The organism is Simplicispira metamorpha, from assembly GCF_004341365.1.
GTDB classification, from domain to species: Bacteria; Pseudomonadota; Gammaproteobacteria; order Burkholderiales; family Burkholderiaceae_C; genus Simplicispira; species Simplicispira metamorpha.
Map to the genome: position 1 here is coordinate 25,488 of NZ_SLXH01000006.1, position 24,776 is coordinate 50,263.

Annotated in this window: 22 protein-coding genes; 8 read left to right on the forward strand and 14 right to left on the reverse strand. The window is 66.3% G+C overall.

The features are described from left to right. Positions 1-639, forward strand: coding sequence for a 3-oxoacid CoA-transferase subunit B (locus tag EV674_RS04660; protein WP_119012228.1), 639 nt, complete (start codon positions 1-3; stop codon positions 637-639). A 198-nt stretch (positions 640-837) separates the two neighbouring features. Then, positions 838-2,169: an HD-GYP domain-containing protein gene (locus EV674_RS04665; protein WP_241524875.1), complete on the forward strand. Its 1,332-nt coding sequence runs from the start codon at positions 838-840 to the stop codon at positions 2,167-2,169. Positions 2,170-2,200: 31 nt separating this feature from the next. Here the strand turns inward: EV674_RS04665 and moeA are convergent, their stop codons facing one another. From moeA to EV674_RS04685, 4 genes are read right to left on the reverse strand one after another with little or no spacing between them, the layout of a single operon-like run. Then, positions 2,201-3,637: a molybdopterin molybdotransferase MoeA gene (gene moeA, locus EV674_RS04670; RefSeq protein WP_119012323.1), complete on the reverse strand. Its 1,437-nt coding sequence runs from the start codon at positions 3,635-3,637 to the stop codon at positions 2,201-2,203. Positions 3,638-3,690: 53 nt separating this feature from the next. Beyond that, positions 3,691-4,323: a molybdenum cofactor guanylyltransferase MobA gene (gene mobA, locus EV674_RS04675; protein WP_119012229.1), complete on the reverse strand. Its 633-nt coding sequence runs from the start codon at positions 4,321-4,323 to the stop codon at positions 3,691-3,693. Between the two features lie 2 nt (positions 4,324-4,325). After that, entirely contained in the window at positions 4,326-5,459 is a 1,134-nt protein-coding gene (gene moaA, locus EV674_RS04680; protein WP_119012230.1) for a GTP 3',8-cyclase MoaA, read from the reverse strand. Positions 5,460-5,489: 30 nt separating this feature from the next. Further along, positions 5,490-5,909, reverse strand: coding sequence for a BLUF domain-containing protein (locus EV674_RS04685; protein ID WP_119012231.1), 420 nt, complete (start codon positions 5,907-5,909; stop codon positions 5,490-5,492). Positions 5,910-6,093: 184 nt separating this feature from the next. Between EV674_RS04685 and EV674_RS04690 the strand changes: the two genes are divergently transcribed. Together EV674_RS04690 and EV674_RS04695 are read left to right on the forward strand one after the other, a co-directional pair. After that, positions 6,094-6,921, forward strand: a complete 828-nt coding sequence (locus EV674_RS04690) for a type IV pili methyl-accepting chemotaxis transducer N-terminal domain-containing protein (protein WP_119012324.1) — start codon at positions 6,094-6,096, stop codon at positions 6,919-6,921. A gap of 85 nt (positions 6,922-7,006) precedes the next feature. Next, positions 7,007-9,439, forward strand: coding sequence for a YgiQ family radical SAM protein (locus EV674_RS04695; RefSeq protein ID WP_119012232.1), 2,433 nt, complete (start codon positions 7,007-7,009; stop codon positions 9,437-9,439). 120 nt (positions 9,440-9,559) lie between these two features. Here the strand turns inward: EV674_RS04695 and EV674_RS04700 are convergent, their stop codons facing one another. From EV674_RS04700 to EV674_RS04710, 3 genes are all read right to left on the reverse strand, one after another. Beyond that, positions 9,560-10,843 carry an O-acetylhomoserine aminocarboxypropyltransferase/cysteine synthase family protein gene (locus tag EV674_RS04700; protein WP_119012233.1) on the reverse strand — a complete coding sequence of 428 codons (1,284 nt, stop codon included), beginning with the start codon at positions 10,841-10,843 and terminating at the stop codon, positions 9,560-9,562. 136 nt (positions 10,844-10,979) lie between these two features. Beyond that, the gene (locus EV674_RS04705) at positions 10,980-13,679 is read right to left on the reverse strand and encodes a cation-translocating P-type ATPase (RefSeq protein WP_119012234.1); all 2,700 of its coding nucleotides are present in this window, start codon (positions 13,677-13,679) and stop codon (positions 10,980-10,982) included. A gap of 77 nt (positions 13,680-13,756) precedes the next feature. Next, a complete protein-coding gene (locus EV674_RS04710; protein WP_119012235.1) occupies positions 13,757-15,772 on the reverse strand; it encodes a peptidase U32 family protein in 2,016 nt (671 codons plus the stop codon). Positions 15,773-15,950: 178 nt separating this feature from the next. On the opposite strand from EV674_RS04710, the gene EV674_RS04715 reads away from it, so the two are divergent. After that, positions 15,951-16,142, forward strand: coding sequence for a hypothetical protein (locus EV674_RS04715; RefSeq protein WP_241524876.1), 192 nt, complete (start codon positions 15,951-15,953; stop codon positions 16,140-16,142). A gap of 21 nt (positions 16,143-16,163) precedes the next feature. Here EV674_RS04715 and lexA read toward each other — a convergent pair whose 3' ends face one another. Then, positions 16,164-16,838: a transcriptional repressor LexA gene (gene lexA / locus EV674_RS04720; protein WP_119012236.1), complete on the reverse strand. Its 675-nt coding sequence runs from the start codon at positions 16,836-16,838 to the stop codon at positions 16,164-16,166. 98 nt (positions 16,839-16,936) lie between these two features. Between lexA and EV674_RS04725 the strand changes: the two genes are divergently transcribed. After that, the gene (locus tag EV674_RS04725) at positions 16,937-17,914 is read left to right on the forward strand and encodes an asparaginase (protein ID WP_119012237.1); all 978 of its coding nucleotides are present in this window, start codon (positions 16,937-16,939) and stop codon (positions 17,912-17,914) included. A gap of 205 nt (positions 17,915-18,119) precedes the next feature. On the opposite strand, the gene adk is transcribed toward EV674_RS04725, so the two are convergent. The 6 genes from adk to EV674_RS04755 all read right to left on the reverse strand — a co-directional run bounded on the left by adk (position 18,120) and on the right by EV674_RS04755 (position 22,250). Then, positions 18,120-18,776 carry an adenylate kinase gene (gene adk, locus EV674_RS04730; RefSeq protein WP_119012238.1) on the reverse strand — a complete coding sequence of 219 codons (657 nt, stop codon included), beginning with the start codon at positions 18,774-18,776 and terminating at the stop codon, positions 18,120-18,122. 141 nt (positions 18,777-18,917) lie between these two features. Next, positions 18,918-19,796 carry a 3-deoxy-manno-octulosonate cytidylyltransferase gene (gene kdsB, locus EV674_RS04735; protein WP_119012239.1) on the reverse strand — a complete coding sequence of 293 codons (879 nt, stop codon included), beginning with the start codon at positions 19,794-19,796 and terminating at the stop codon, positions 18,918-18,920. A gap of 5 nt (positions 19,797-19,801) precedes the next feature. Then, complete coding sequence (locus tag EV674_RS04740) at positions 19,802-19,984, reverse strand: Trm112 family protein (protein WP_119012240.1); 183 nt, start codon at positions 19,982-19,984, stop codon at positions 19,802-19,804. After that, positions 19,965-21,149: a tetraacyldisaccharide 4'-kinase gene (lpxK, locus tag EV674_RS04745; protein WP_119012241.1), complete on the reverse strand. Its 1,185-nt coding sequence runs from the start codon at positions 21,147-21,149 to the stop codon at positions 19,965-19,967. The genes EV674_RS04740 and lpxK overlap by 20 nt, the downstream gene beginning before the upstream one ends. An 8-nt stretch (positions 21,150-21,157) precedes the next feature. Next, positions 21,158-21,595: an ExbD/TolR family protein gene (locus EV674_RS04750; protein ID WP_119012242.1), complete on the reverse strand. Its 438-nt coding sequence runs from the start codon at positions 21,593-21,595 to the stop codon at positions 21,158-21,160. A gap of 13 nt (positions 21,596-21,608) precedes the next feature. Beyond that, the gene (locus EV674_RS04755; protein WP_119012243.1) at positions 21,609-22,250 is read right to left on the reverse strand and encodes a MotA/TolQ/ExbB proton channel family protein; all 642 of its coding nucleotides are present in this window, start codon (positions 22,248-22,250) and stop codon (positions 21,609-21,611) included. Positions 22,251-22,674: 424 nt separating this feature from the next. Between EV674_RS04755 and xseA the strand changes: the two genes are divergently transcribed. Together xseA and EV674_RS04765 are read left to right on the forward strand one after the other, a co-directional pair. Continuing rightward, entirely contained in the window at positions 22,675-24,018 is a 1,344-nt protein-coding gene (gene xseA / locus EV674_RS04760) for an exodeoxyribonuclease VII large subunit (protein WP_119012326.1), read from the forward strand. Positions 24,019-24,177: 159 nt separating this feature from the next. Then, a complete protein-coding gene (locus EV674_RS04765) occupies positions 24,178-24,759 on the forward strand; it encodes a Fe-Mn family superoxide dismutase (protein ID WP_119012244.1) in 582 nt (193 codons plus the stop codon). The last annotated feature ends 17 nt before the right edge of the window (positions 24,760-24,776 follow it).

The following is a 24,776-nucleotide window of genomic DNA, read 5'->3' on the forward strand; positions in this document are numbered from 1 at the left end:
ATGCCGTGGACCCAAGACCAAATGGCCGCCCGTGCGGCGCAAGAACTCGAAGACGGCTTCTACGTCAACCTGGGCATTGGCATCCCGACGCTGGTGGCCAACTTCACCGGCGACAAGGAAGTGTGGCTGCAGTCCGAGAACGGCATGCTGGGCATTGGCCCCTTTCCGACCGAAGACAAGGTGGATGCCGACCTGATCAACGCTGGCAAGCAGACCGTGACCACCATCCAGGGCTCGTCCATCTTCGGCTCTGACCAGAGCTTTGCCATGATCCGGGGCGGCAAAATCAACCTGTCCATTCTGGGCGCCATGCAGGTCAGCGAGAAGGGCGACCTGGCCAACTGGATGATCCCCGGCAAGATGGTCAAGGGCATGGGCGGTGCCATGGACTTGGTGGCGGGCGTCAAGCGCGTGATCGTGCTGATGGAGCACGTGGCGCGCAAAAAAGACGGCACCGAAGACATGAAAATCCTGCCCCAATGCACGCTGCCCCTGACGGGCGTAGGCGTGGTCGATCGCATCATCACCGACCTGGCCGTGATGGATGTCACGCCCCAGGGCCTGAAGGTGGTGGAGCTGGCGCCAGGCGTCACGTTCGAGGCCTTGCAGGCCAAAACCGGTGTCACGCTGCTGGCCTGAGCACCTCTGCTGCGCCACTGACCGCCACTGACCGTGTGGTGGCGCACCACACCCCTCCCAAGGACGCCGTGCAAGCGTCCTTTTTTGCGTGCTGTACGCGCTTGCCCTGCGGGCATGCCGGTGCTGCACCGCCCAGGTGCCATGCCGGGTGGGGCTGCACTGGGTTTTAATAGGGCGTGATGTTTCTCTTTGCACGGCATGACCGATACCTTCCCCGTCAGTATGGACAGTTTGGCTTTTCCAGAGCGTTTGCCTGAAAGCCCGCATTACCTGCGCGCTGTCACTGAACTGGCCCAGCGCCGTGCCGTGGTGGCCCAGGAGGCGATTTATGCCGAGGGCGGCATCAAACTGGTGGAAAAAGGTACCCGGATTGATGGCCGTCTGTACGACCGGCTGGTGCAGCACAAGCTGCGCGAACCCATTGACAGCCACCTGGCGGCAGAAGACACGATAGACCATGCGGTTTTGGTGGCCGCAGCCCGTGAGGTGGCCCGCGACTCGCCCCTGGGGCAGCTGCTGGGGCCTGCTCTGGGCACAGGCTTTGATCGCATGTGGGTGTCGCTGGCGCAGGTGCCCTTGCCCAGCACCATGGCCTTCAAGCTCACGGTGATGCGCGAACAGCGCCCCAAACTGTTCCAGCACAGCCTGGAGATGGTGATTGTGGCGATGTTTCTGGGCCTGCGCAGCGCCCTGAATGACAACGACTGCATCGCGCTCACTGCGGCTGCACTGCTGCACGATGTGGGTGTTTTGCACATGCCACCCGCCTGGCGCGACCCGCAGCACAAATTCACTGGGGTCGACCGCAAGCAGCTGGTGGCCCATCCCATCACATCCATGCTGATGCTCCGCGCTGCGCAGGTTTATCCCCGTGAGGTGGAACTGGCCGTGCTGGAGCACCACGAGCGCATGGATGGCACCGGCTACCCGCGCGGGTTGCAGGGGGCCGATATTTCACCGCTGGGGCGCATCTTGCTGCTGGCCGAAGTGGTGACCGCCTTCTACGCCAAATACACCGAAGACCTGCCCGCGCAGCAACTGTCGCTGGCGCTGCGCCTGAACCACCGCAGGTTTCCGGCTGCATTGGTGGCCCATGTACTGCCGTTGCTGGGGCAGGCTGCGCCGCAAGATGCCGTGCTGCAACCCCTGGCCGCTGACGCGCCGCGCGCCATCGAAACCCTGGCGCGGGCTTTTGCCCATTGGGAAACGGCCAAAGTGGTGGCGCTGAGTCCAGACCCCGACCTCGATGGCCAGGGCATCATCACTTTTGTGGATGAACGGCTGATGGCGCTGAAAAAAATCCTGGTCGAGGCCGGTGCCCACCCCGATCAGCAGCGCGAGATGCTGCCCTTGCTCCAGGACGATGCTGCCAGCCTGGCCGAGGTGGCCTTTGTCTGCCGCGAGGCCATGTGGCAGTTGCAGAACATCGCCAACTCCTGCCTGCGCCGCTGGCCCCTGACCACCGAGCGGCGCAACCCCATCGACGCTGCCGTGGCGCAGTGGTGCGATTGGGTGCTGGGCAAGTTGTAGCCGCTGCGCCAGCGCTACCCCAGCTTTCCGTTCACACCACGCCCTCAAACACCATCACCTCGACCACCTCGCCGCTTTGCACGCTGGCCTGGTCGTGGTGCAGCACGATCAAGCCGTTGGCCTGCACCATCGAGCTGAGTACGCCCGAGCCCTGGTTGCCGGTGGTGCGCACTTGCAGCGTGCCGCCTTCGCCCACGCTGACCAGCCCACGCTGGTATTCGGTGCGCCCAGGTTTCTTGCGGATGGCCTGTGTGCTGACCGCGCGCAGCAGCGGTGGGGTGGGGTGGGTGCAGCCCATCATGCGCAGCAGGGCCGGGCGCACCAGGGCCAGAAACGTCACCATCACCGCCACCGGGTTGCCGGGCAGGCCAAACAGGATCGCCCCGTTGGGGTTTAATTCAGTATGATTTTGATAGCTGCTAGCGCCCACTGTACGGGCGTTAGAGCCTGATTTGGCTGTTATTTTTTTGCTGTCGATGCGGCCCACGGCCATGGGGCGGCCCGGGCGCATGGCGATGCGCCAGAAGGCCACGTCGCCCAGCGCTTTCATCATGGTGCGGGTGTGGTCGGCCTCGCCCACGCTGACGCCGCCGCTGGTGATGATGGCGTCGGCCTGCTGCGCGGCCTGGCAGAAAGCGGCCTCCAGCAGCGCGGGCTCGTCGCGCACCACGCCCAGGTCAATCACCTCTGCGCCCAGGCGCGTGAGCAGGCCCAGCACGGTGTAGCGGTTGCTGTCGTACACGGCGCCTTCGCGCGGTGATTCGCCCAGGCTCAGGATTTCATCGCCGGTCGAGAAGTAGGCCACGCGCAGGCGCCGCTGCACCGCCACCGTGGGCAGGCCCAGGCTGGCCAGCAGCCCCAGCGCAGCGGGGGTGATGAGCGCGCCCCGGGCCAGCGCCACGCGGCCTTGCATCAGGTCTTCGCCGCGCAGGCGGCGGTTGTCGCCCGGGCGCAGCACGTCGGCGGGGATGTGGATGTATTCGCTGGCGGTAGCGGTGGCCGTTGCGCTGGTGGTGGTGCCACCTGCGCGTTCGCCAGCGCTGTGGGCGGCAGGCGCGTTGGCTGCTTGGGTGAATTCCTGCGGCACCACGGTGTCCAGCCCGGCGGGCATGACGGCGCCGGTCATGATCTTCACGCATTCACCGGCGCCCACGCGACCCGTCCAGGCGGCGCCGGCCAGGGCTTTGCCGACCACGCGCAGCGTCAGCGGCGCGCCGGGCACCAGGGCGCTGCCGTCGAACGCGTAGCCGTCCATGGCCGAGTTGTCGTGCGCGGGCACGTCCAGGGGCGACACCACATCGCCCGCCAGCACCCGGCCCAGGGCGTCACGCAGGGGCAGGGTTTCTGTGCCGGTGATGGGCTGCACCAGTTGCTGCAAAAACGCGCTAGCGCTGGCCACCGTGAGCGATTGCGGGTCGTAGCCTTGCAGGGCGGCGGCGATGTCGGCCAGGGTGGGGGCAGTGGTCATTTCGGTCAGGGCGGTGGTGGGGGCGACTGTGGCAGCAGGGGCAGGGTCGGCGCTCATGCGGCTTGCTCCAGGCGGTGCAGTTCGGCCAGGGTGTTGGCGTTGCTGAAGGCGCGCGGGTCGTCACCGGGGGTATCGAAGGGCACCAGCACGCAGCGGTGCTGGGCCGTCCAGGCGTCGATCTTGCGGCCACCGGCCTGGGTGAACTGCACCAGGCTCTCCAGCAAGTCCACGCGCAGCAGGGTGAACACGGGCTGCGCACGCACGGCAGTGCTGCCGTGGCCGTCGTCCTCGGGGGCCGCTGCCATGGCGATGTCGGCCTGCTCGCGCGCGGCGGCCTGCGCCAGGCGTGCGGCCAAGTCCAGCGGAAACAGCGGTGTATCGCACGGCACGGTGAGCAGCCAAGGGGTTTCGCAGCGCTCCAGCCCGGTCAAGAAACCCGCCAGCGGCCCGGCGTAGTCGCTCAGCACATCGGGCCAGACGGGCGCGCCAAATGCTTCGTAGGCGGCCAGGTTGCGGTTGGCGTTGACCATGGCGGTGCCCACCTGCATTTGCAGGCGCAGCAGCGTGTGCAGCGCCAGCGGCAGGCCATGAAAGTTTTGCAGGCCCTTGTCGGCGCCGCCCATGCGCGCACCGCGCCCGCCCGCCAGCACCAGGCCGGTGATGTCCTGGGTGTCAATCGTTGCCATGTTTATCCTCCGATATAGCTCATTTCTATGCGCTGCGCGGTGCTGTCTGCGCCGTGGGGCAGGCTGGCGCGCAGCTCTGAGTAGCGGTCAGCGCGGCCCTGCCAGATGGCGGCAATGGCGCTGGCCAGGGCCTCATCGCTGGCACCGCCGCGCAGCAGGGCGCGCAGGTCGTAGCCTTGGCCCGCGAACAGGCACAGGTACATCCGGCCCTCGGTAGAGAGGCGCGCACGGTTGCACTCGTGGCAAAACGCCTGCGTCACGCTGCTGATGAGGCCGATCTCGCCCAGCGTGGCATCGTGCTGGCCGCTGGCGTTGGCCCAGCCCCAGCGCTGGGCGGTTTCGCCGGGGGCGCTGGGCTCCAGCGGCACCAGCGGCAGTTGTTCTTGCAGGCGCGCAATCACCTGCGCCGAGGGCAGCACCTCGTCCATGCGCCAGCCGTTGGTGGCGCCCACGTCCATGTATTCGATAAAGCGCAGCGCGATGCCGGTGCCGCGAAAGTGCTGGGCCATGGGCACAATTTCCTGGTCGTTGGTGCCGCGTTTGACCACCATATTGACCTTGATGCACCCCAGATTGGCCTCTTGCGCCGCCGCAATGCCCGCCAGCACATCGGCCACCGGAAAGTCCACATCGTTCATGCGCCGGAACACGGTATCGTCCAGCGCGTCCAGGCTGACGGTGACGCGGGTCAGGCCCGCCTCTTTCAGTGCATGGGCCTTGCGCGCCAGCAGGGCGCCGTTGGTGGTCAGCGTCAGCTCAGGGGGTGTGCCATCGACGGTGCGCAGCTGGGCCAGCTGCGCAATCAGCGCCTCGATGTTTTTGCGCAGCAGCGGCTCGCCGCCGGTGAGGCGGATTTTGCGCACCCCGTGGGCCAGAAACTGCTGCGCCAGCTGGGTGATTTCTTCAAAACTCAGCAGTGCGCTGTGTGGCAGGTAGGGATAGTCCTTGCCAAACACGTCCTTGGGCATGCAGTAGCTGCAGCGGAAGTTGCAGCGGTCGGTCACGCTGATGCGCAGGTCGCGCAAGGGCCGCCCGCGCGTGTCGGTCAGCAGGCCGCTGGGCGGCTGCACTGGCGCGCTGGGCAGGGATGCCGCGTGGCGCTGGTCGGTCAGGGGGATAACGCGGGGTTCAGCCATGGCTGCGGTTTGTCTGCATGGCCGGCATTCTCATTCAAGCCAGCGCACGTTTTGCAAGACTTCGGCAAAGAAGCTGCGCAGGCTCAGGGTGCTCATGCTGTAGGGGTCGAACTCAGCGGCGCCCGAGTATTTCAGGAACAGTTGGCGGTTGGTGTCCAGCGAGGGCAGCAGCCCCATGGCCCAGCCGGTGAACTGGCGGTGCGTGATCTCGGACAAATCCAGGATGGCCGTGTCGCGGTGGCGCGTGTCCTTGAGGATGCGGTGGTACAGCGCATTGACCACCGTGCGGTCGCCTTCGAGCTGTTGCAGGAAGATGCCATTGTTCAGGCACAGCGCCCCGGTCACGCCCAGGCGGGCGTTGTTGCGCTGCGAGGCGCCCAGAATGTCCTTGATATCGGCGGGCCCCAGGGCGTGGGAGCAGCGGCTGGCGTAAGTCAGTTGTATCAGCATGTCGGGCGTCGATAAAAAAACGGCAGTGTGTCATGTTCCCGGCAGCGCAGTCAGGCTGGCCCCCAGTAGCCCCCACAGCACGGCGTACACACGGCGGCAGGCGTTGACTTGAGTCATAACGCGGCAGGGGCTGGGGTTTGAGAATGGCCGCTCACACTTTGCCATGACCACGGAGCCTGCACCCATGCTTTCCATTTCTCCCCTGGGGGCGCACCACGCCCGGCGCCGCACACTGCTGCAACTTTCTGCGGCTGCACTGCTGTGCCACAGCAGTGGGGCGGCGTGGGCCCAGTCAACCCCCGTCACCAGTTTGCAAATGCACCGGGCAGCCCGGTTTCGTGCCCTGTCGCAGCGCATCGCCAAAGCCTATTGCCAGGCTTTTCTGAACGTGCAGCCTGAAGACGCTGCGATGGCCATGGCCTCGTCCCGGCAACTGTTGCGAGCGGGGCTGCAAGAACTGGGCAAACAACCCTGGCCCGATGCGCTGGCCCGCCCACTGGCCCAGGTGCGCCAGTTCAGCGAGGGCCTGGATACCGCGCTGCCCATGCCGCCCACCCGGCAGTCTGTGGCAGATGCTGCCGTGCAGGCCGACAAAATGCTCCAGTCCGCTGACGCCGTGGCCGATGGCTTGCAGAAAATCGCCCCCTTCAGCACCGACAAACTGGTCAGCACCGCAGGCCAGCAGCGCATGCTGTCGCAGCGGCTGGCCAAAAATTACTTTCTGGCCGCTGCTGGACTGGAGAGCAAAGACCTGCGTGAACAGCGCACTGCCGACGCGGCTGAATTCAAGCGTGGCCTGGCCAGCCTGGCCGCCTCCACGGTGAGCAACACCACCATCCGCAGCGAAATGACCGCCGGTGAAATGCAGTGGATGTTTTTGGAGGCTGCCCTGGCCCGCGAACCCGATTTGCGCGGCCTGCGTGCCGTGGCCAGCACCAGCGAGCGCCTGCTCGGCATCATGGACAACCTGGCGCTGCAATACGAAGTCGCCCTCAAAGACCTGCGCAGCTGAGCCCGCAGCCGGGGCAGTAGCCCCTGGCCGGCGCGGACAAGGGGGCGCGCCGTAAAATGGCCGCTTCCCCCCACACCCCATTTTCATGAACGCCCCTGTTGACGTTTCCTTTTTCGCGCGCGCCGCCAAACCCTTGAGCAGCTACCGCCCCTACTGGGCCAAGCGCTTTGGCACGGCGCCATTCCTGCCGATGAGCCGTGCCGAAATGGAGCAGCTCGGTTGGGACAGCTGCGACATCGTGCTGGTCACGGGCGACGCCTATGTCGATCACCCCAGCTTTGGCATGGCCGTGATTGGCCGGGTACTCGAAGCCCAGGGCTTTCGCGTGGGCATCATCGCCCAGCCCGATTGGCACAGCGCCGATGCCTTCAAGGCGCTGGGCAAGCCCAATTTGTTCTGGGGCGTGACGGCGGGGAACATGGACTCCATGATCAACCGCTACACGGCGGACCGCAAAATCCGCAGTGACGACGCCTACACCCCCGGCGATATCGGCGGCAAGCGCCCAGACCGCGCTGCCATCGTCTACAGCCAGCGCTGCCGCGAAGCCTACAAAGACGTGCCCATCGTGCTCGGCGGCATCGAAGGCAGCCTGCGCCGCATCGCCCACTACGACTACTGGAGCGACAAGGTGCGCCGCAGCATCGTCGTCGATGCCAAGTGCGATCTGCTGCTGTACGGCAACGCCGAACGCGCGCTCGTCGAGGTGGCCCACCGCATCGCCGCGCGCGAGCCCGTCGAGAGCATCACCGACGTGCGCGGCACCGCCTTTGTGCGCCGCGCCTCCGAGGACGGCTGGTTCGAGATCGATTCCACCAGCGTCGATGAGCCGGGCCGCGTCGAGGCGCACATCAACCCCTACCTGACCACCAGCGAGCAAGCCAGCGCCCAGGGCAGTCGCTGCGAGCCAGACGGTGCGCCCGCCAGCGCCCCTGAAAATACTCCTGATTTGATAGCTGATAGCGCATATCCAGCGGGCGTTGCAGGCCAAAAATACCTCAAATCTTCTGAGGCCGTGGCCCAGCCCATGGCCTTTGTCGCCAACCCGGCGCTCAAGGCCCGCCTCAAGGCGCCGCCGCGTGACAAGAGCGTGATCCGCCTGCCCAGCTACGAGCAGGTCAAGTCGGATGCCGTGCTCTACGCCCACGCCAACCGCGTGCTGCACCTGGAGACCAACCCCGGCAACGCCCGTGCGCTGGTGCAGGCCCACGGCGAGGGCACAACCGCCCGCGATGTCTGGATCAACCCGCCGCCCATCCCTTTGAGCACCGCCGAGATGGACTATGTGTTTGACCTGCCCTACGCCCGCAGCCCGCACCCCGCGTATGCCGACGAGCACGGCAGCCATGATGGCGCCACCAAAATCCCGGCCTGGGAGATGATCCGCTTTTCCGTGAACATCATGCGCGGCTGCTTTGGCGGCTGCACCTTTTGCTCCATCACCGAGCACGAGGGCCGCATCATCCAGAGCCGATCGGAAGACTCGATCATTCACGAGATTGAAGACATCCGCGACAAGGTCAAAGGCTTTACCGGCACCATCTCCGACCTGGGCGGGCCCACGGCCAACATGTACCGCCTGGGCTGCAAGACGCCCGAAATCGAGGCCGCCTGCCGCAAACCCAGCTGCGTGTTCCCCGGCATCTGCCAGAACCTGACCACCAACCACGACCCGCTGATCAAAATTTACCGCCGGGGCCGCGCGCTCAAGGGCATCAAAAAAATTCTGATTGGCTCGGGGCTGCGCTACGACCTGGCCGTCAAATCGCCCGAATACGTCAAAGAGCTGGTGCAGCACCACGTCGGCGGCTACCTGAAGATCGCCCCCGAGCACACCGAGAGCGGCCCGCTGGACAAAATGATGAAGCCGGGCATTGGCAGCTATGACCGCTTCAAGCAGATGTTCGAGAAGTTCAGCGAAGAGGTGGGCAAGAAGCAGTTTTTGATTCCGTACTTCATCGCCGCCCACCCCGGCACCAGCGATGAAGACATGATGAATCTGGCCATCTGGTTGAAGAAGAACGGTTTTCGGGCCGACCAGGTGCAGACCTTCTACCCCAGCCCCATGGCCACGGCCACGGCCATGTACCACAGCAACAAGAACCCGTTGCGCAAGGTCACGCGCCAGAGCGAGGTGGTGGACATCGTGCGCGGCGACAAGCGCCGTCGCCTGCACAAGGCGTTTTTGCGCTACCACGACCCGAACAACTGGCCGCTCTTGCGCGATGCGCTCAAAGCCATGGGCCGCGCTGACCTGATCGGCAACGGCAAGCACCACCTGATTCCGACCTTCCAGCCGCTCACGGACGGCAGCTACCAGAGTGCGCGGCGTACCAATTCCACGCCAGGCGCCAAAACCCGGCCCGGCACGCCGCAGCCGGGCCGTGTCCTGACGCAGCACACCGGCCTGCCGCCGCGCGCTACAGGGGCGGGCAAACCCCGCAGCACGGGCGGTGCCCGTGGCCCTGCTGGCCCGGCAGGCGCTGGTTACCAGGCAAAAAAAGGGATTTCCAAATAGACCTTGCCTGCGCGCGCACCGCAGCGAGTCCATCCACGCCTGGCAAACAAAAAGCCCCGCTCCTGTGGGGGAGGGGGCTTTTCTTGCGCCTCAACTGCGCGCAGGCGACATCGCAGTGATTCAGACCTTGTCCAGCGCCTGGGCCAGGTCGGCTTGCAGGTCGTTGATGTGCTCAATGCCCACCGACAGGCGCACCATGTTTTCGCTCACGCCGGCCTTGGCGAGTTCCTCGGGGTTGAGCTGGCGGTGCGTGGTCGATGCCGGGTGCGTGGCCAGCGATTTGGCATCGCCAATGTTGACCAGGCGCGTGAACAGCGCCAGTGCGTCCAGGAAGCGCGCACCGGCAGCGCGCGGGTCGGCATCGCTGGTTTTCAGGCCGAAGCTCAAAATGCCCGACGCCTTGCCGCCCAGCTGGCGCTGCACCAGCGCGTGGTCGGGGTGGTCGGGCAAACCGGCGTAGCGCACCCATTCGACCTTGGGGTGCTTTTGCAGGTAGTGGGCCAGCGCCAGCGTGTTGTCGCAGATGCGGTCCATGCGCAGGGGCAGGGTTTCGATGCCTTGCAGCGTGACCCAGGCGTTGAAGGGCGACAGCGCCGCGCCCATGTTGCGCAGCGGCACCACGCGGGCGCGCCCAATGAAGGCGGCGGCGCCCAGCGCCTCGGTATAGACCACGCCGTGGTAGCTCACATCGGGCTCGTTGAGGCGCTTGAAGCGCTCTTTGTGCTCGGCCCATGGGAATTTGCCGCTATCGACAATGGCGCCACCCACGCTGGTGCCGTGGCCGCCCAGGTACTTGGTCAGCGAATGCACCACGATGTCAGCGCCGTGCTCGATGGGGCGCAGCAGGTAGGGGCTGGGCACGGTGTTATCGACAATCAGCGGCACGCCATGCGCGTGGGCCACATCGGCCAGGGCACGGATGTCGGTCACGTTGCCCAGCGGGTTGCCAATCGATTCGATAAAGATGGCTTTGGTGCGCGCATCAATGTGCTGGGCAAAGCTGGCCGGGTCGCGCGGATCGGCAAAGCGTACTTCGATGCCTTGCTGCGGGAAGGTGTGGGCAAACAGGTTGTAGGTGCCGCCATACAGCGTGCTGGCGCTGACGATGTTGTCACCGGCCTCGGCAATGGTCTGGATGGCTGCCGTAATGGCCGCCATGCCCGAGGCCACGGCCAGCGCGGCCACGCCGCCCTCCAGGGCCGCCACGCGCTTTTCCAGCACGTCGGTGGTGGGGTTCATGATGCGCGTGTAGATGTTGCCCGCCACCTTCAGGTCGAACAGGTCGGCGCCGTGCTGGGCGCTGTCAAACGCGTAGGCCACCGTCTGGTACAGCGGCACGGCGGCAGACTTGGTGGTGGGGTCGGGTGTGTAGCCGCCATGGACGGCCAGGGTTTCGATGTGCATGGATGGGTGTCCCTTGGTGTGTAAGTGTGGCAAGGCCCCGCACGGGTGCAGGGCCTGGGTGCATTGTGCATGGCACACCGGGCGGGCCTTGCAAATCGTTTGTCATGTGCTTATGTGCTGCTGCGCACGCGGGCGCTCAGCGGCGGTGCGGCGGGGGCGGCTCGTCCATGGCGATGGCGGCAGGCTGGCGGTTGCGGCGCCAGGCTTTTTCCAGCTCCACTGCCACATACACCACCAGCGCCGCACCCAGGCAGATGGCCAGCTCGCCCAGGCTCAGGGGCGCGGTCTTGAAGATGGGGTTGAGCCAGGGCACGTAAATGGTGGCCATTTGCAGCAAGAAGGTCAGCAGCACGGCGTAGAGCAGCGGCTGGTTGCTGCGCAGGCCCAGGCGCCACAGCGGCTCGCTCTCGGAGCGGATGGCCACCACATGGGCCATTTGCGCCAGCGTCAGCACCGTGAACACCATGGTCTGCCAGTGGGCGTTGTCACTGGCAATGGCCCAGGCCTGCACGCCCAGGCACAGCCCGGAAATCAGCAGCCCCATGAACAGAATGTGCTGCCACATGCCGTGGGCGAACAGGCTCTCGCCGGGCGCGCGCGGCGGGCGTTGCATGATGCCGCGCTCGGCGGGTTCGGCGGCCAGCGCCAGGCCGGGCAGGCCATCGGTCACCAGGTTGACCCACAGGATGTGGATGGGCAACAGCGGAATGGGCAGCAGCAACAGCGGCGCCAGGAAGATCGTCCAGATCTCGCCCGAGTTGCCGGTCATGGAGTAGCGCACAAACTTGCGGATGTTGTCGTAAATGCGCCGCCCCTCTTTGACGGCGGCCACGATGGTGGCGAAGTTGTCGTCCAGCAAGACCAGGCTGGACGCTTCGCGTGCCACGTCGGTGCCGCCCTGGCCCATGGCCACGCCGATGTCGGCGCGCTTCAAGGCCGGGGCATCGTTCACGCCGTCGCCGGTCATGGCAACGAAGTGGCCCTGCGCTTGCAGGGCCTCGACGATGCGGATTTTTTGCGCCGGATCGACGCGTGCATACACCCGCACCCGCTCTACCTGCCGGGCCAGCGTGGCAGCGTCCAATTCGCTCAGGTCGGTGCCGGTGAGCACAGGGGCGTCCAGGCTATCGACAATGCCCAACCGGTGGGCAATGGCGCGCGCGGTGGCCGGGTGGTCGCCGGTGATCATCACTGGCACGATGCCGGCGCTGATGCAGTCGCGCACGGCGGCCAGGGCCTCGGGGCGGGGTGGGTCGATGAGGGCGATCAGGCCCAGCAGTTCAAGCTCGCTCTCGACGGCATCGATGGCGTTGGTGTCGGGCAGGCGCGTGTGCTGGCGCCGGGCCAGGGCCAGCACGCGCAGGCCTTGCGCGGCCAGCTGGTCGGCGCTGGCCAGCACGGCGGGCCTGTCCAGCGGCGCGCCGCCGCCTGCCGTCCACTGCGCGGTGCAGCAGAGCAGCACCGATTCGGGCGCGCCCTTGGTGTAGGCGACAAAGCGATCGCCTTGCGGGTGGAAGGTGGTCATGCGCTTGCGGTCGGAGTCAAAGGGCTGCTCTTGCACGCGCGGGTGGGCGGCATCGAGCTGCGTTTTGTCCAGACCACCGGCGTGGGCGGCCAGCACCAGGGCCGTTTCGGTGGGGTCGCCCAGCCAGGCGCCGGGCACATCGCCGTCGCCGTTTTGGTGGCGTGCGTCGTTGCACAGGGAGGCTGCGCGCAGGGTCTCACAGTGGATGGCGCTGGGCAGCGCATCGCCCGGTGTCCAGCGCTGGCCGTGCGCCAGCAGCAGTTCGGCGTGCATGCGGTTTTGCGTCAGCGTGCCGGTTTTGTCGGAGCAGATGTGGGTGACGGAGCCCAGCGTTTCTACCGACGGCAGGCGCCGCACCAGCGCGTTGATGGCCACCATGCGCCGCGCGCCCAGCGCCAGCAGCACCGTGACCACGGCGGGCATGGCCTCGGGGATGGCGGCCACGGCCAGGCTGATGGCGGTGAGCGCCATCAGGAGCGGCGCCTCGCCGCGCAGCACGCCCACCACAAAGACGATGGCGCAAATGGCCAGCACGGCCAGCGCCAGTCGCTTGCCAAAGGCCGCCAGGCGCCGTTGCAGCGGGGTGGTGCGGTCGCCCGTATCGAGCAGCGTGGCCACCTTGCCCAGCTCGGTGCGCATGCCGGTGGCCACCACCAGGCCGCGTGCGCGCCCGTGCGTGGCCGTGGTGCCTTTGAAGGCCATGTTCAGGCGGTCGCCCAGTGCGCTGTGGCCAGCGCCCGCCAGGGTGCCCGATTGCTTGGTCACCGTGACCGATTCACCCGTGAGCGCCGATTCATCCACCTGCAGCTGCGCAATCTCGATCAGGCGCAGGTCGGCGGGTATCTGGTTGCCCGCCTCCAGCAGCACGATGTCGCCGGGCACCAGTGTGCTGGCGGGCACCACCTGGGCCTCGCCTGCGCGCAGCACGGTGGCGTGTGCCGCCGCCAGCTGGCGCAGCGCGGCCATGGCCTGGTCGGCGCGCCAAGCCTGCACAAAGCCAATCACGGCATTGAGCACCACGATGACGAGGATGACGAGGGTGTCCGTCAGTTCGCCCACCAGCCCCGCCACCACGGCTGCGCCCAGCAGCACCAGCACCATGAAGTCCTTGAACTGGTCGGCCAGCAGGCCCGGCCAGCTGCGGCCCTGGGTGCTGGTCAGCTCGTTGGCGCCGTGCTGCGCGGCGCGGCGCTGGGCTTCGTCGGCGCTCAGGCCGTGGTCGGGGTTGACGGCGTGCTGTTGGGCCAGGGCATCGGCATCTTGCAAGTGCCAGTCGCTGCGGTGGGGTGGGGGCGCTGGAGTGGGCTGCATAGATGCTGACGTTTTAAGTATAAAAAGTGCCTCTGAGGCCCGTGCAGTGGGCGCAGCCAGCTATCAAATTGATAACTTCAGGGGCGCTGCGGCGTGCTGGGGCGCGTGCGGTAAAACTGCATAGGCTGGGCCTGCATGTCTTTGTGGTGCTGGTTCAGCACCGAGCGCTTGATCTTGCCCACCACGTGCATTTCGCAGGGTTTGCAGTCAAAACGCAAGGTGAGTTTTTCTTTGCCGTTGATGAGGTGCAGCGGCTCGGCCTTGATGGTGCCTTTGACGCCGATCACGCCCTTGGCTTGTTTGGGGCACAGGCTCAAAGAATAGCGCACGCAGTGCTTGGTGATCATCAGGCTGACTTCGCCTTCTTCTTCCTGGCTTTCGTAGGCGGCGGCAATTACCTGCACGCCGTGGCGGGCGTAAAAGTCGCGCGCCTTGTGGTTGAAGACGTTGGCCAGGTAGGTCAGGGTGTCGTCGGGGTAGGGCGTGGGCGGCTGCACGGGCTGGGCGCGCGGCAGGCGCTGCAAGCCTGCGGCGCGCGCGGCCTCCAGCGCGGCCACGGCGTCGCGGCGCAGGGTGTTGAGCGCCGAGGCGGGCACAAACCACGGCTGCGACCATTGCACGCTGGTGTCTATGGCGTCAAAAATCGTGGCGCCCAGGCGGCCCAGTTGCTCGCGCAGCGCGGCCTCGGCCCGGGCAGCATCGCTGGCCGCTTGCAGCGGCTGCTGCAGCTGGGCCTGCGCGCTGAAGCCGTCCTCGTCGGTCAGGGTCAGTTGCAGGCCCTGGGCGCCGGGCAGCTCGGACAATTGCAGCCAGACGCCAATGCGCCGTTCGCTGGATTTTTTGTCCAGCGTGCGCACCCAGTCCATGTCGCGGTTGCGGTTGATCTCCACGCCTTTGCGCAGGTCTTTGAACCCGGCCATCGGGTCTTTGGGGAACACGCGCCACTGGCCCACGCTGCGCGCTGATGCAGGCTCGGCCCGGTTGATTTGCAGGCCCACCAGCTCTTTTTGCAGGTTGTAGTAGCACAGGCCGTCGCCGTTGTGCAGCACGGTGGCGCTGTCGCTCACTTCCAGTTCGACAAAATCGGCGCCCACCTGCGTGACCCAGCCAATGGCCTGGCCGGGGTTTTTGGGCGTGTCAAAGGCGCCGATATCGTCTTTGCGGCCATTGACGAAGTAATCGGTGAACTCGCGGTTGAAGTTTTGCAGCGGGTCGGGCGTGAAGGTAAAGCGCGTCTGGCCGCTCGACGCCCGCGCCAGCGGGCTGCCCGAGAACTCGCCTTGTTCGATGATCTCGTCCAGCAGCGTGCGGTAGTGGGCCGTGATGTTCTTCACATAGGCCATGTCCTTGTAGCGCCCTTCAATTTTGAAGCTGCGCACGCCCGCTGCAATCAGGGCGCGCAGGTTGTCGCTCTGGTTGTTGTCTTTCATGCTCAGCACATGCTTGTCGTGCGCCACAAAGCGGCCCGTGTCGTCCATGACCTGGTAGGGCAGGCGGCAGGCCTGGCTGCAGTCGCCCCGGTTGGCACTGCGGCCCGTGTGGGCATGGCTGATGAAGCACTGGCCGCTGTAGGCCACGCACAGCGCGCCGTGAATGAAGAACTCGATGTTGCAGCGCGCGGGGTCGGTGGCGGCGCGGATGGCGGCAATCTGCTCCACCGTCAGCTCGCGCGCCAGCACGATCTGGCTCAGGCCCGCGTCTTGCAGAAAGCGGGCTTTTTCTGGCGTGCGGATATCGGTTTGCGTGCTGGCGTGCAGCTGGATGGGGGGCAAATCGAGTTCGAGCAGGCCCATGTCCTGGATGATGAGGGCGTCGGCCCCGGCGTTGTAGACCTGCCAGGCCATTTGCCGGGCGCCTTCGAGTTCATCGTCGCGCAGGATGGTGTTGAGGGTGACGAAGATGCGGCTGCGAAAACGGTGGGCGTGCGCAATCAGGCGCTCCAGGTCGCGCAGATCGTTGCCGGCGCTGGTGCGTGCGCCAAAGGCGGGGCCACCGATATAGACGGCGTCGGCGCCGTGGTTGACCGCTTCAATGCCGATGTCGGCATCGCGCGCAGGAGAGAGGAGTTCGAGTTGGTGGGGCAGCAAAGACATGGGGGCAATTATCCGTTGCGGTGCAGCAATTCCCCTGGTGTGCGGTGGCCATCGAAGTTATTTGGCCAATAGGGGTGGTGGGCGCGATAGCATCGGGCCAATGAGTCCAGTGCAGTCAATGACAAAAAAAAAGGTCGAAGGCGCCATCGCTTTTGCTGACCGAGAAAAGACTTTCAGGATGCCTTTGTTTCGCCCTGGCACGGTCGTCATGCGGGGCAAAAGCCGCTACACCGTCAGCTACGTGATGGTGCGCCGGGGGGAGTTGTGGGTGTACCTTGCGGGTAAAGATGTACCCGTGCGCTCGGACAGCTTGCAGGTGGAGCCCACGATTTTCTCTACCGTGCGCCAACCAGAGCCTCGGTTGTTGTAGCGCACCCCGGCGCTGGAGGCGCTACAGCGGCAGGGCGTTGCGGATCAGGCCCACGGCCACGCCCTCAATGGCAAAAGTCTCGTCGTGGGCCACCACGATGGGCGGGTAGTCGGGGTTTTCGGCCAGCAGCTGCACGCCCTGCGCCGTGCGCCGGAACCGCTTGACGGTGACTTCATCGTTCAGTCGCGCCACCACAATCTGGCCATTGCGTGCCTCGGGGGTGGCTTGCACTGCCAGCAGGTCGCCATCCATGATGCCCGCATCGCGCATCGACACGCCGCGCACCTTGAGCAAATAGTCGGGCTTGTGCTGGAACAGGCTGCTCTCCACACAATAGGTTTGTGTGACGTGCTCCTGCGCCAGAATGGGCGACCCGGCTGCCACCCGGCCAATCAGCGGCAGCACCAGTTGCGAGGTGCCCGACAGCGGCAGGTTCAGGGCAGTACCCTGGGCGGCGTGCAGGGCGCGCACCGCACTGCCGCACAGGCGAATGCCGCGCGAGGTGCCACTGACCAGCTCGATCACGCCTTTGCGGGCCAGCGCTTGCAGGTGTTCTTCGGCGGCGTTGGCCGATTTGAAGCCCATTTCAGCGGCAATTTCAGCGCGCGTGGGCGGCGCGCCCGTGTGGCGGATAGCGCTCTGGATCAAATCCAGAACTTGCTGTTGTCGGGCAGTGAGCTTGGCAGGCGTGGGCATGGCGGGTGGGTGCAAATGCGCAAAGGTGGGTAGGGGCAGACAGAGGCTGTATGTTAGTCCAGTGGCTGTGCTTTTACACAGTTTGAAAGGGGGGCGAAATGGATTCAGGAACCGTGGTCATTCTGGGCACTGGCGGCACGATTGCGGGCACCGCAGGCAGCGCCCACGACCATATCGGTTACAGCGCCGCGCAGGTGGGCGTGCAGGCGCTGGTGCAGGGCGTGGCCAGCCTGGCCGATGCGGGTGTGCCGCTGGTAGGCGAGCAGGTAGCGCAAATCGACAGCAAAGACATGGACTTTGCCGTCTGGCAGGCCCTGGCCCTGCGCTGCCAGCAGCTGCTGGACGATGCGCAGGTGCGCGCCATTGTCATCACGCACGGCACCGATACGTTGGAAGAAACCGCCTGGCTGCTGCACTGCGTGCTGGACGCCGCCCGCAAGCCCGTGGTGCTGACCTGTGCCATGCGCCCGGCCACCGCCCTGGTGCCCGACGGGCCGCAAAACCTGCTCGATGCGATGGCTGTGGCCACCACGCCCGGCGCCTGCGGTGTGCTGGTGGTGTGTGCGGGCGAAGTGCATGGTGCGCGCCAGGTGCAAAAAATCCACCCGTACCGGCTGCACGCCTTCAGCTCGGGCGAGAGTGGCCCGCTGGGCTGGGTGGAAGCTGGCCACCTGCGCTGGGCAGAAAATTTCATGCCAAATCAGCCTCCAGGCCATGCCAGTAAAGCGCAAGCAGCTCTTGAAAAGATAGCGTCTGGCGCCCCGTGGCCGCGCGTGGAAGTGCTGCTGAGCTACGCCGGGGCCAGCGGCACCACGGTGGATGCGCTCGCTCAAAGTGGTGTGCAGGGGCTGGTGATCGCCGCCACGGGCAACGGCACGCTGCACCACACCCTGCACGCGGCCCTGCTGCGCGCCCAGGCCGCTGGCGTGGTGGTGTGGGTTGCCACCCGCTGCCCCTTGGGCCAGGTGCTGGAGCAGCCGGGCAGTGCCTTTGCCAGCGCGCAGGGCCTGAGCCCGGTCAAGGCCCGCATCAGCCTGATGCTGGCGTTGATGGGCGCCGCCCCCGTGTCGGTGTAGAGCGCTTTTACCCTGCGTTGCCATAGCCGCATGGGCGGGTGTCGTTGGCACACTTGGCGCGCGCGAAAACGCTCCAGGCGATTGCCCGGCGCTTGCTGCGTGGCAGCGCAGCGTGTCAAAGCGGCGTGCCCCATGCAAAACGCCCCGCCAGCGGCTGCTGCGGGGCGTTGTGTTCAGGGCCTGGCCCTGGTGCGGTGCCGGGGTATCAGCCTGCCAGCGCGGCCATGGCGCGGGCCGTGATTTCTTCCACCGTGCCGGTGCCGCTGATGGCGCGGTACTTGGGTGCGTTGACCGCATCTTGCGCCGCCCAGTTGGCGTAGTAATCGACCAGCGGACGGGTTTGCGCGCTGTACACGTCCAGGCGTTTTTTGACGGTTTCTTCCTTGTCGTCCTCGCGCTGCACCAGGTCTTCGCCGGTCACGTCGTCTTTGCCAGCCACTTTGGGCGGGTTGAAGGTGACGTGGTAGGTGCGGCCACTGGCGGGGTGTGAGCGGCGACCACTCATGCGCTCGATGATGGCGTCGAAGGGCACGTCGATTTCGAGCACGTAGTCGAGCTTGACACCGGCGGCCTTCATGGCGTCGGCCTGCGGAATGGTGCGTGGGAAGCCGTCAAACAAGAAGCCCTGGGCACAGTCGGGCTGGGCGATGCGCTCTTTGACCAGGTTGATGATCAGGTCGTCGCTGACCAGACCGCCAGCGTCCATCACGGCCTTGGCTTGCAGGCCCAGTGGCGTGCCCGCTTTGACGGCGGCGCGCAGCATGTCGCCCGTGGAGATTTGCGGGATGCCGTACTTCTGGCAGATGAAGGTGGCTTGCGTGCCCTTTCCAGCGCCGGGGGCGCCGAGCAGAATCAGTTTCATGGGAGTCCTCTAAGTGATGAAATCGGCAGGCACCACTGGCCGGGTTGGCAACCCTGGGCGCGGCGCTCTAGTGAGTTTTCAAGGATAGCACGCGATTTTTTGCCACAGCTTACACCGGTGACAGTTGGTAAAAATGGGCGTTCAGGCCAGCAAAGCGCGCACGCGCTCCAGGTCTTCGGGGGTGTCCACGCCGGGGCCGGGCGCGCTGGCGCTCTGGTAAACGGCGATGCGGTGGCCGTGCCACAGGGCGCGCAGTTGCTCCAGCGCCTCGATGGCTTCGGTGGGCGCTTGCGCCAGGGTGGGGAACTGGCGCAAAAAACCGGCGCGGTAGCTGTAAATGCCGATGTGGCGCAGTGGCGCAAAGCCTGCCAGCGCCGCCACGCCGGGCTGGGCCTGGGCGGCAGCGCCATCCCACCAGCTGCTGCCAGCGTGGTCGCGGGCGCATGGAATGGGGGCGCGGCTGAAGTAGCTGGCCAAGCCGCGCGCATCGCACACCACCTTGACCACGTTGGGGTTGGTGTAGTCGGCCAGGCTAGCGATGGGGTGGGCGGCGGTGCCCATGCTGGCTTCGGGGTGGGCATGGAGCAGCGCGGCCACGGCGGCGATGAGCGCGGGGTCGATCAGCGGCTCATCGCCCTGCACGTTGACCACGATGTCGTCGCCATCGAGCCCGAGCAGCGTGCAGGCTTCGGCCAGGCGGTCACTGCCGCTGGGGTGGGTGTCGCGCGTGTTCATGGCTTCGATGCCGTGCTGGCGGCAGGCGTGCAGGATGCGCGCGTCGTCGGCAGCCACGATGGTGCGCAGGGCACCGCTTTGCGCTGCGCGCCGGGCCACGTGCACCACCATGGGCACACCGGCAATGTCGGCCAGGGGCTTGTTGGGCAGGCGGCTGGAGGCCATGCGGGCCGGAATCAGCACGGTGAAGGGCGTGGCTGCGGCTGCGGTGGCGGCTAACGGTGCGCTGGTGTCCACGGGGGTGCTGGCGCTGATGGGCGCAGGGACGGGCGTGGCGCTGGGCATGGCGCTCACTGCTCCAGCTCGTCGTCGGTCAGGGTGCGGGCTTCGTCTTCGAGCAGCACCGGAATGCCGTCGCGCACCGGGTAGGCCAGGCGGGCGCTGCGCGAGATCAGTTCCTGGTGTTCGCGGTCGTAGGTGAGCGGGCCCTTGGTGACGGGGCAGACCAGCAGTTCAAGCAGTTTGGGATCCATGGTGGGGCGGTGGTGAAGGGTTTTCAGGGGGCGATGATAGGCGGCGCGGGAGCCGGGCGTCCAGCGCGGCGAAGAAACCGGCGGCTATGCGCACTTGCAGTGGCACGGCCAGCGCGTCGGGGTGGTAGCGCCAGAGCTTCGCGGCATCTTTTTCAGTACAAATCAGGGTGTAGCCCTTATCGGATGGGCGCTTCCAGCTATCAAAATCGAAGTGATCGGGCAGGGCCTGGGTGGCGGCCAGCGTGAGGTGGCGGGCGCGCAGCATGGCAAAAAAGTCATCGGGCCGGGCAATGGCGGCCACGGCCAGCAGGGGCTGCTGGCGCAGGTCGTGCAGCGCCACCCGCGTGCCATCCTGGCGCACGGCGTGGTCGGCCAGCTGGCGCTGCAAGGCAAAGGCGGGGGCGCTGCTGTGGGGCGGGGCGGCGCCGTGGTCTGGGCGGGGCGCAGCGTTGGGCGCCAGGCCAGGCGCAGTGGCGTTGGGCGCGGTGCCGGATGCGGCAGCGCCATCGGGCGTGGCGGGCGCGTTGGTGCTGTACACCACCAGATCGACCGGGCGCGGCCAGGGCTCGCGCAAAGGCCCAGCGGGCAGCAAAAAACCGTTGCCAATGCCCTGGTCGTTGAAGACGCAAATATCGATGTCGCGTGCCAGCGGCCAGTGCTGCAAGCCGTCGTCGCAGACCAGCACATCGGTGTCGGGGTGTTGGGCCAGCAGGGCGCGCGCGGCATCCATGCGCCGGGCGGCCACCACCACGGGCACGGCGCAGCTGCGGGCGATCAGGGCGGGCTCGTCGCCCACTTCGCTGGCCGGGCTGTCGGGCAGCACGGCGCGGCAGTCGTGCGTGCTGCGGCCATAGCCGCGCGAGATCACACCCGGGCGCCAGCCCTGCGCCTGCAAATGCCGCACCACGGCCATCACCACGGGGGTTTTGCCCGCGCCCCCGGCAATCACGTTGCCGACCACGATGGTGGGCACGCCCGCGTGCTGCGCGCGCCGCAGGCCGCTGCGGTACAGCCAGCGGCGCAAGGCGCTCAGCGCGCCATACAGCTGTGACAGTGGCCACAGCGCCCAGGCCAGCGGCCCGCGCTGGCGCCAGGCGTGCTGCACGGCGGCGTGCGCCCGTGCCTGAAAAGAAGGGGAAGAGGGCGGCTGCGGTGCGGCAGCCATGCCAGGGCTTACGGTGCGCCAGCGCCCGCGCGGGCGGACGACTGGGTGGCAAAGGTGATCTGCGTCAGGCCCACGCGGCGCGCGGCCTCCATCACGGTGATGACCGACTGGTGCGGCGCACTGGCATCGGCGCTGATGATGATGACCTGGCCTGCTGCGCCCGACTGGGCGGCTTTGGCCAGCGCCTGGGCCATGGGCTCGACGCCCTTGCCATCGACGGTGGCTTTGTTGACGGCGTAGCGGCCATCGGCGCCCACGGCCACGATGATTTCCAAGGGGCGGTCGCGCTGCTGCTCGGTGTCGGCCACGGGCAGCGTCAGTTGCATTTCGGTGAACTTGCTGTAGGTGGTGGTCAGCATCAGGAAGATGAGGATCACCAGCAACACGTCGATGAACGGGATCAGGTTGATCTCGGGCTCATCTTTTTTGCGCGGGCTGAAGTTCATGGGCGCCTCGGCATCATTTGCGCAGTTGCAGCAGGTGGCGGGCAAAGCGGTCGGCTGACAGCTCCAGCGTGAGCAGGTAGGCATCGACGCGGCTGCGGAAATAGCGCCAGAAAATCAGTGCCGGAATGGCCACGATCAGACCAAACGCGGTGTTGTACAGCGCAATCGAGATGCCGTGCGCCAGCTGCGCCGGGTTGCCCCCGCCCATGGCCTGACCGATGCCGCCGCCGCCCGCCTGCGAGCCGAAAATTTCGATCATGCCGATGACGGTGCCCAGCAGGCCCAGCAGCGGCGCCGCCGAGGCAATGGTGGCCAGTGCGCTGAGGTATTTTTCCAGGCGGTGCGCCACGCTGCGGCCAGCGCCTTCCATGGAGGCGCGCAGGTCGGCCTCGCTGCACTTGGGGTTTTGCTGCAATGCGCGCAGGCCACTGGCCAGCACCTCGCCCAGGGCGGAGTTTTGCGCCAGCTGGCCCACTACATCGGGGCCAGGCACGGTGCTGGAGGAGACAGTGATGGCTTCATCGAGTAATTTGGCTGGGGCGACGCGTGCAGTCCGGAGGGCTGCAAAGCGCTCCAGAATCAGCGCCAGCGCCAGAACGGAGCAGGCAATCAAGGGCCAGATGGGCCAGCCTGCGGCTTGTATGATCGACAACAATTCTCTCTCCGCTCGGGTAAGGAAAGCGGCGATTATGGCCCAGCTTGCTGGGGCTTTTGCGTTGCAGCAAAGCCGCCAGCGGGCGCTGGCGCACCGTGCGGGCACCGGCTATGCCGCTCTGGCTGCCCCAGGCGGGCGCGGCCCGCGACCCGCGTTCTTCGGGCGCACTGGCGCCGCCTGGCCAGCGCCGGCTGACTGCCTGTTTCATCCACAAAATCTGTGGATAACTTTGTGGAAAACCCCGTGTACAAAGCCTGCCAACCAGCGCCAATGCGTGCAAATGACAGATTGATGAAAATTTAATCACAAAAATTCTTATATAAATCAATGACTTGCACGTATTTGCTGGGTTTGGCGGGGGTGTTTTGTGGCGTTTTTCATAGGCTGGGGCGCGCCGTGGCACTGTGGAGTAATGCACCGCACCATGGCTGAGCCCGATTCCATCACTCCGAACGTCCCGACCGACAGTGCCCCCCGCATTTGGGCCGTGGGCGCTTTGTGTCTGGCCGTGGCCGATGTTTTGCAGGCGCGCTTCAACCCGGTGGCCGTGCGCGGCGAGATCACCGGGTTTTCGCGCGCGGCCAGCGGGCATTGCTACTTCACGTTGAAAGACGCGCAGGGCCAGATCCGCTGCGCCATGTTCAAGCGCGCCGCCAGTGCGCTGGCCTTTGCCCCGCGCGATGGCGAGCTGGTGGAGCTGCGCGGTCGCCTGGGCGTCTATGAGCAGCGCGGCGATTTGCAGCTCATCGTGGACAGCATGCAGCGCGCCGGGCAGGGCGCCTGGTTTGAGCAGTTTCTGCGGCTCAAGGCGCAATTGCAGGCCGAGGGTCTGTTTGACGCCGAGCGCAAGCGCCCCCTGCCGCTGATGCCGCGCGGCATCGGGCTGGTGACTTCGCCGGGTGCGGCGGCACTGCACGATGTGGTGGTGGCGCTGCGCCGGCGCGTGCCGCACATCCCGGTGGTGCTGGTGCCCGCGCTGGTGCAGGGTGCGGGTGCGCCCGCATCGCTGTGCGAGGCGCTATCAAAACTGTATCTGCTAGCGCAGGCTGGGCAAGGGCCAGAGGCCGATTTGACCAAAAATCCGCCCATCGACGTCATCATGCTGGTGCGCGGTGGCGGCTCCATGGAAGACCTGTGGGCCTTCAACGACGAGCAGTTGGCCCGCACCATTGTGCAAAGCCCGGTGCCACTGGTGTGCGGCGTGGGCCACGAAACGGATTTCACCATCGCTGATTTTTGTGCCGACCTGCGCGCGCCCACGCCCACCGCCGCTGCCGAGCTGGTGGCACAGCCGCGCGAGGTCTGGCTGGGGGCGCTGGGCCTGTTGGCCGGGCGTTTGCAGAACGGCGTACAGCGCCAGCTGGAGCAGCGCGCCCAGCGGTTGGACCAGGCCAGCGCACGCCTGGGGCGGCCCTCGGGTCTGGTGGCGGCGCAGCACCAGCGCCTGGCGCAACTGGCCCAGCGCATGCGCCAGGCCGTGCTATTGAAATTGCAGCTGCTCGCGCACACCCAGAAAGCCCTGGAGGCCGATTTGCCTCTCAAAGTTCAGCGCAGCCTGGCCCAGCGCCAACAGCGCCTGGAGCGCGCGGCGCTGCGCCTGCAACTGCTCGATCCGCGCCTGGTGCTGCAACGCGGCTACGCCCTGCTCACCGATACCGAGGGCGCCGTCGTCAGCAGCGTGCGCCAGGCACCGCCGGGCGTTGCCCTGCGCGCCACGCTGGCCGATGGGGTGGTCGATGTCAGCGTGGTGCAGCCGCGCCTGCTGTAGTGCTGTGCCAAGGCCCAGCGGTCGCTGCTTGCCGTGCAGCGCGGGGGTTCGCCAGCCCCAGGCAGCACAGGTTGATTGATCTTTCTACAATGCCAGCTCTTGCGTGCCCGGTGGCCTTGTCGCCGGGCCACCCTGATATTTCAACCCCAAGGAACCACGATGGAACATACCCTGCCCGCGCTGCCCTACGCCATTGACGCTCTGGCCCCCCACTACAGCCAGGAAACCCTGGAGTACCACCACGGCAAGCACCACAACGCCTACGTGGTCAACCTGAACAACCTGCAAAAGGGCACCGAATTCGAGGCCATGACCCTCGAAGAGATCATCAAAAAGTCCAGCGGCGGCATCTACAACAACGCTGCGCAAATCTGGAACCACACCTTCTTCTGGAACTGCATGGCCCCCCAAGGCGGCGGCGAGCCCACCGGCGCGCTGGCTGACGCCATCAACGCCAAGTTCGGCTCCTACGCTGCGTTCAAGGAAGCGTTTGTCAAGAGCGCCGTGGGCAACTTCGGCTCGGGCTGGACATGGCTGGTGAAGAAGGCCGACGGCAGCGTCGATATCGTCAACACCGGCGCCGCTGGCACGCCCCTGACCACCGCCGACAAGGCCCTGCTGACGGTGGACGTGTGGGAACACGCCTACTACATCGACTACCGCAACATGCGTCCCAAGTTTGTCGAGACGTTCCTGGACAAGCTGGTGAACTGGAAGTTTGCTGAAGCCAACTTCGCCTGATAGCAGGCGCTGTAGCG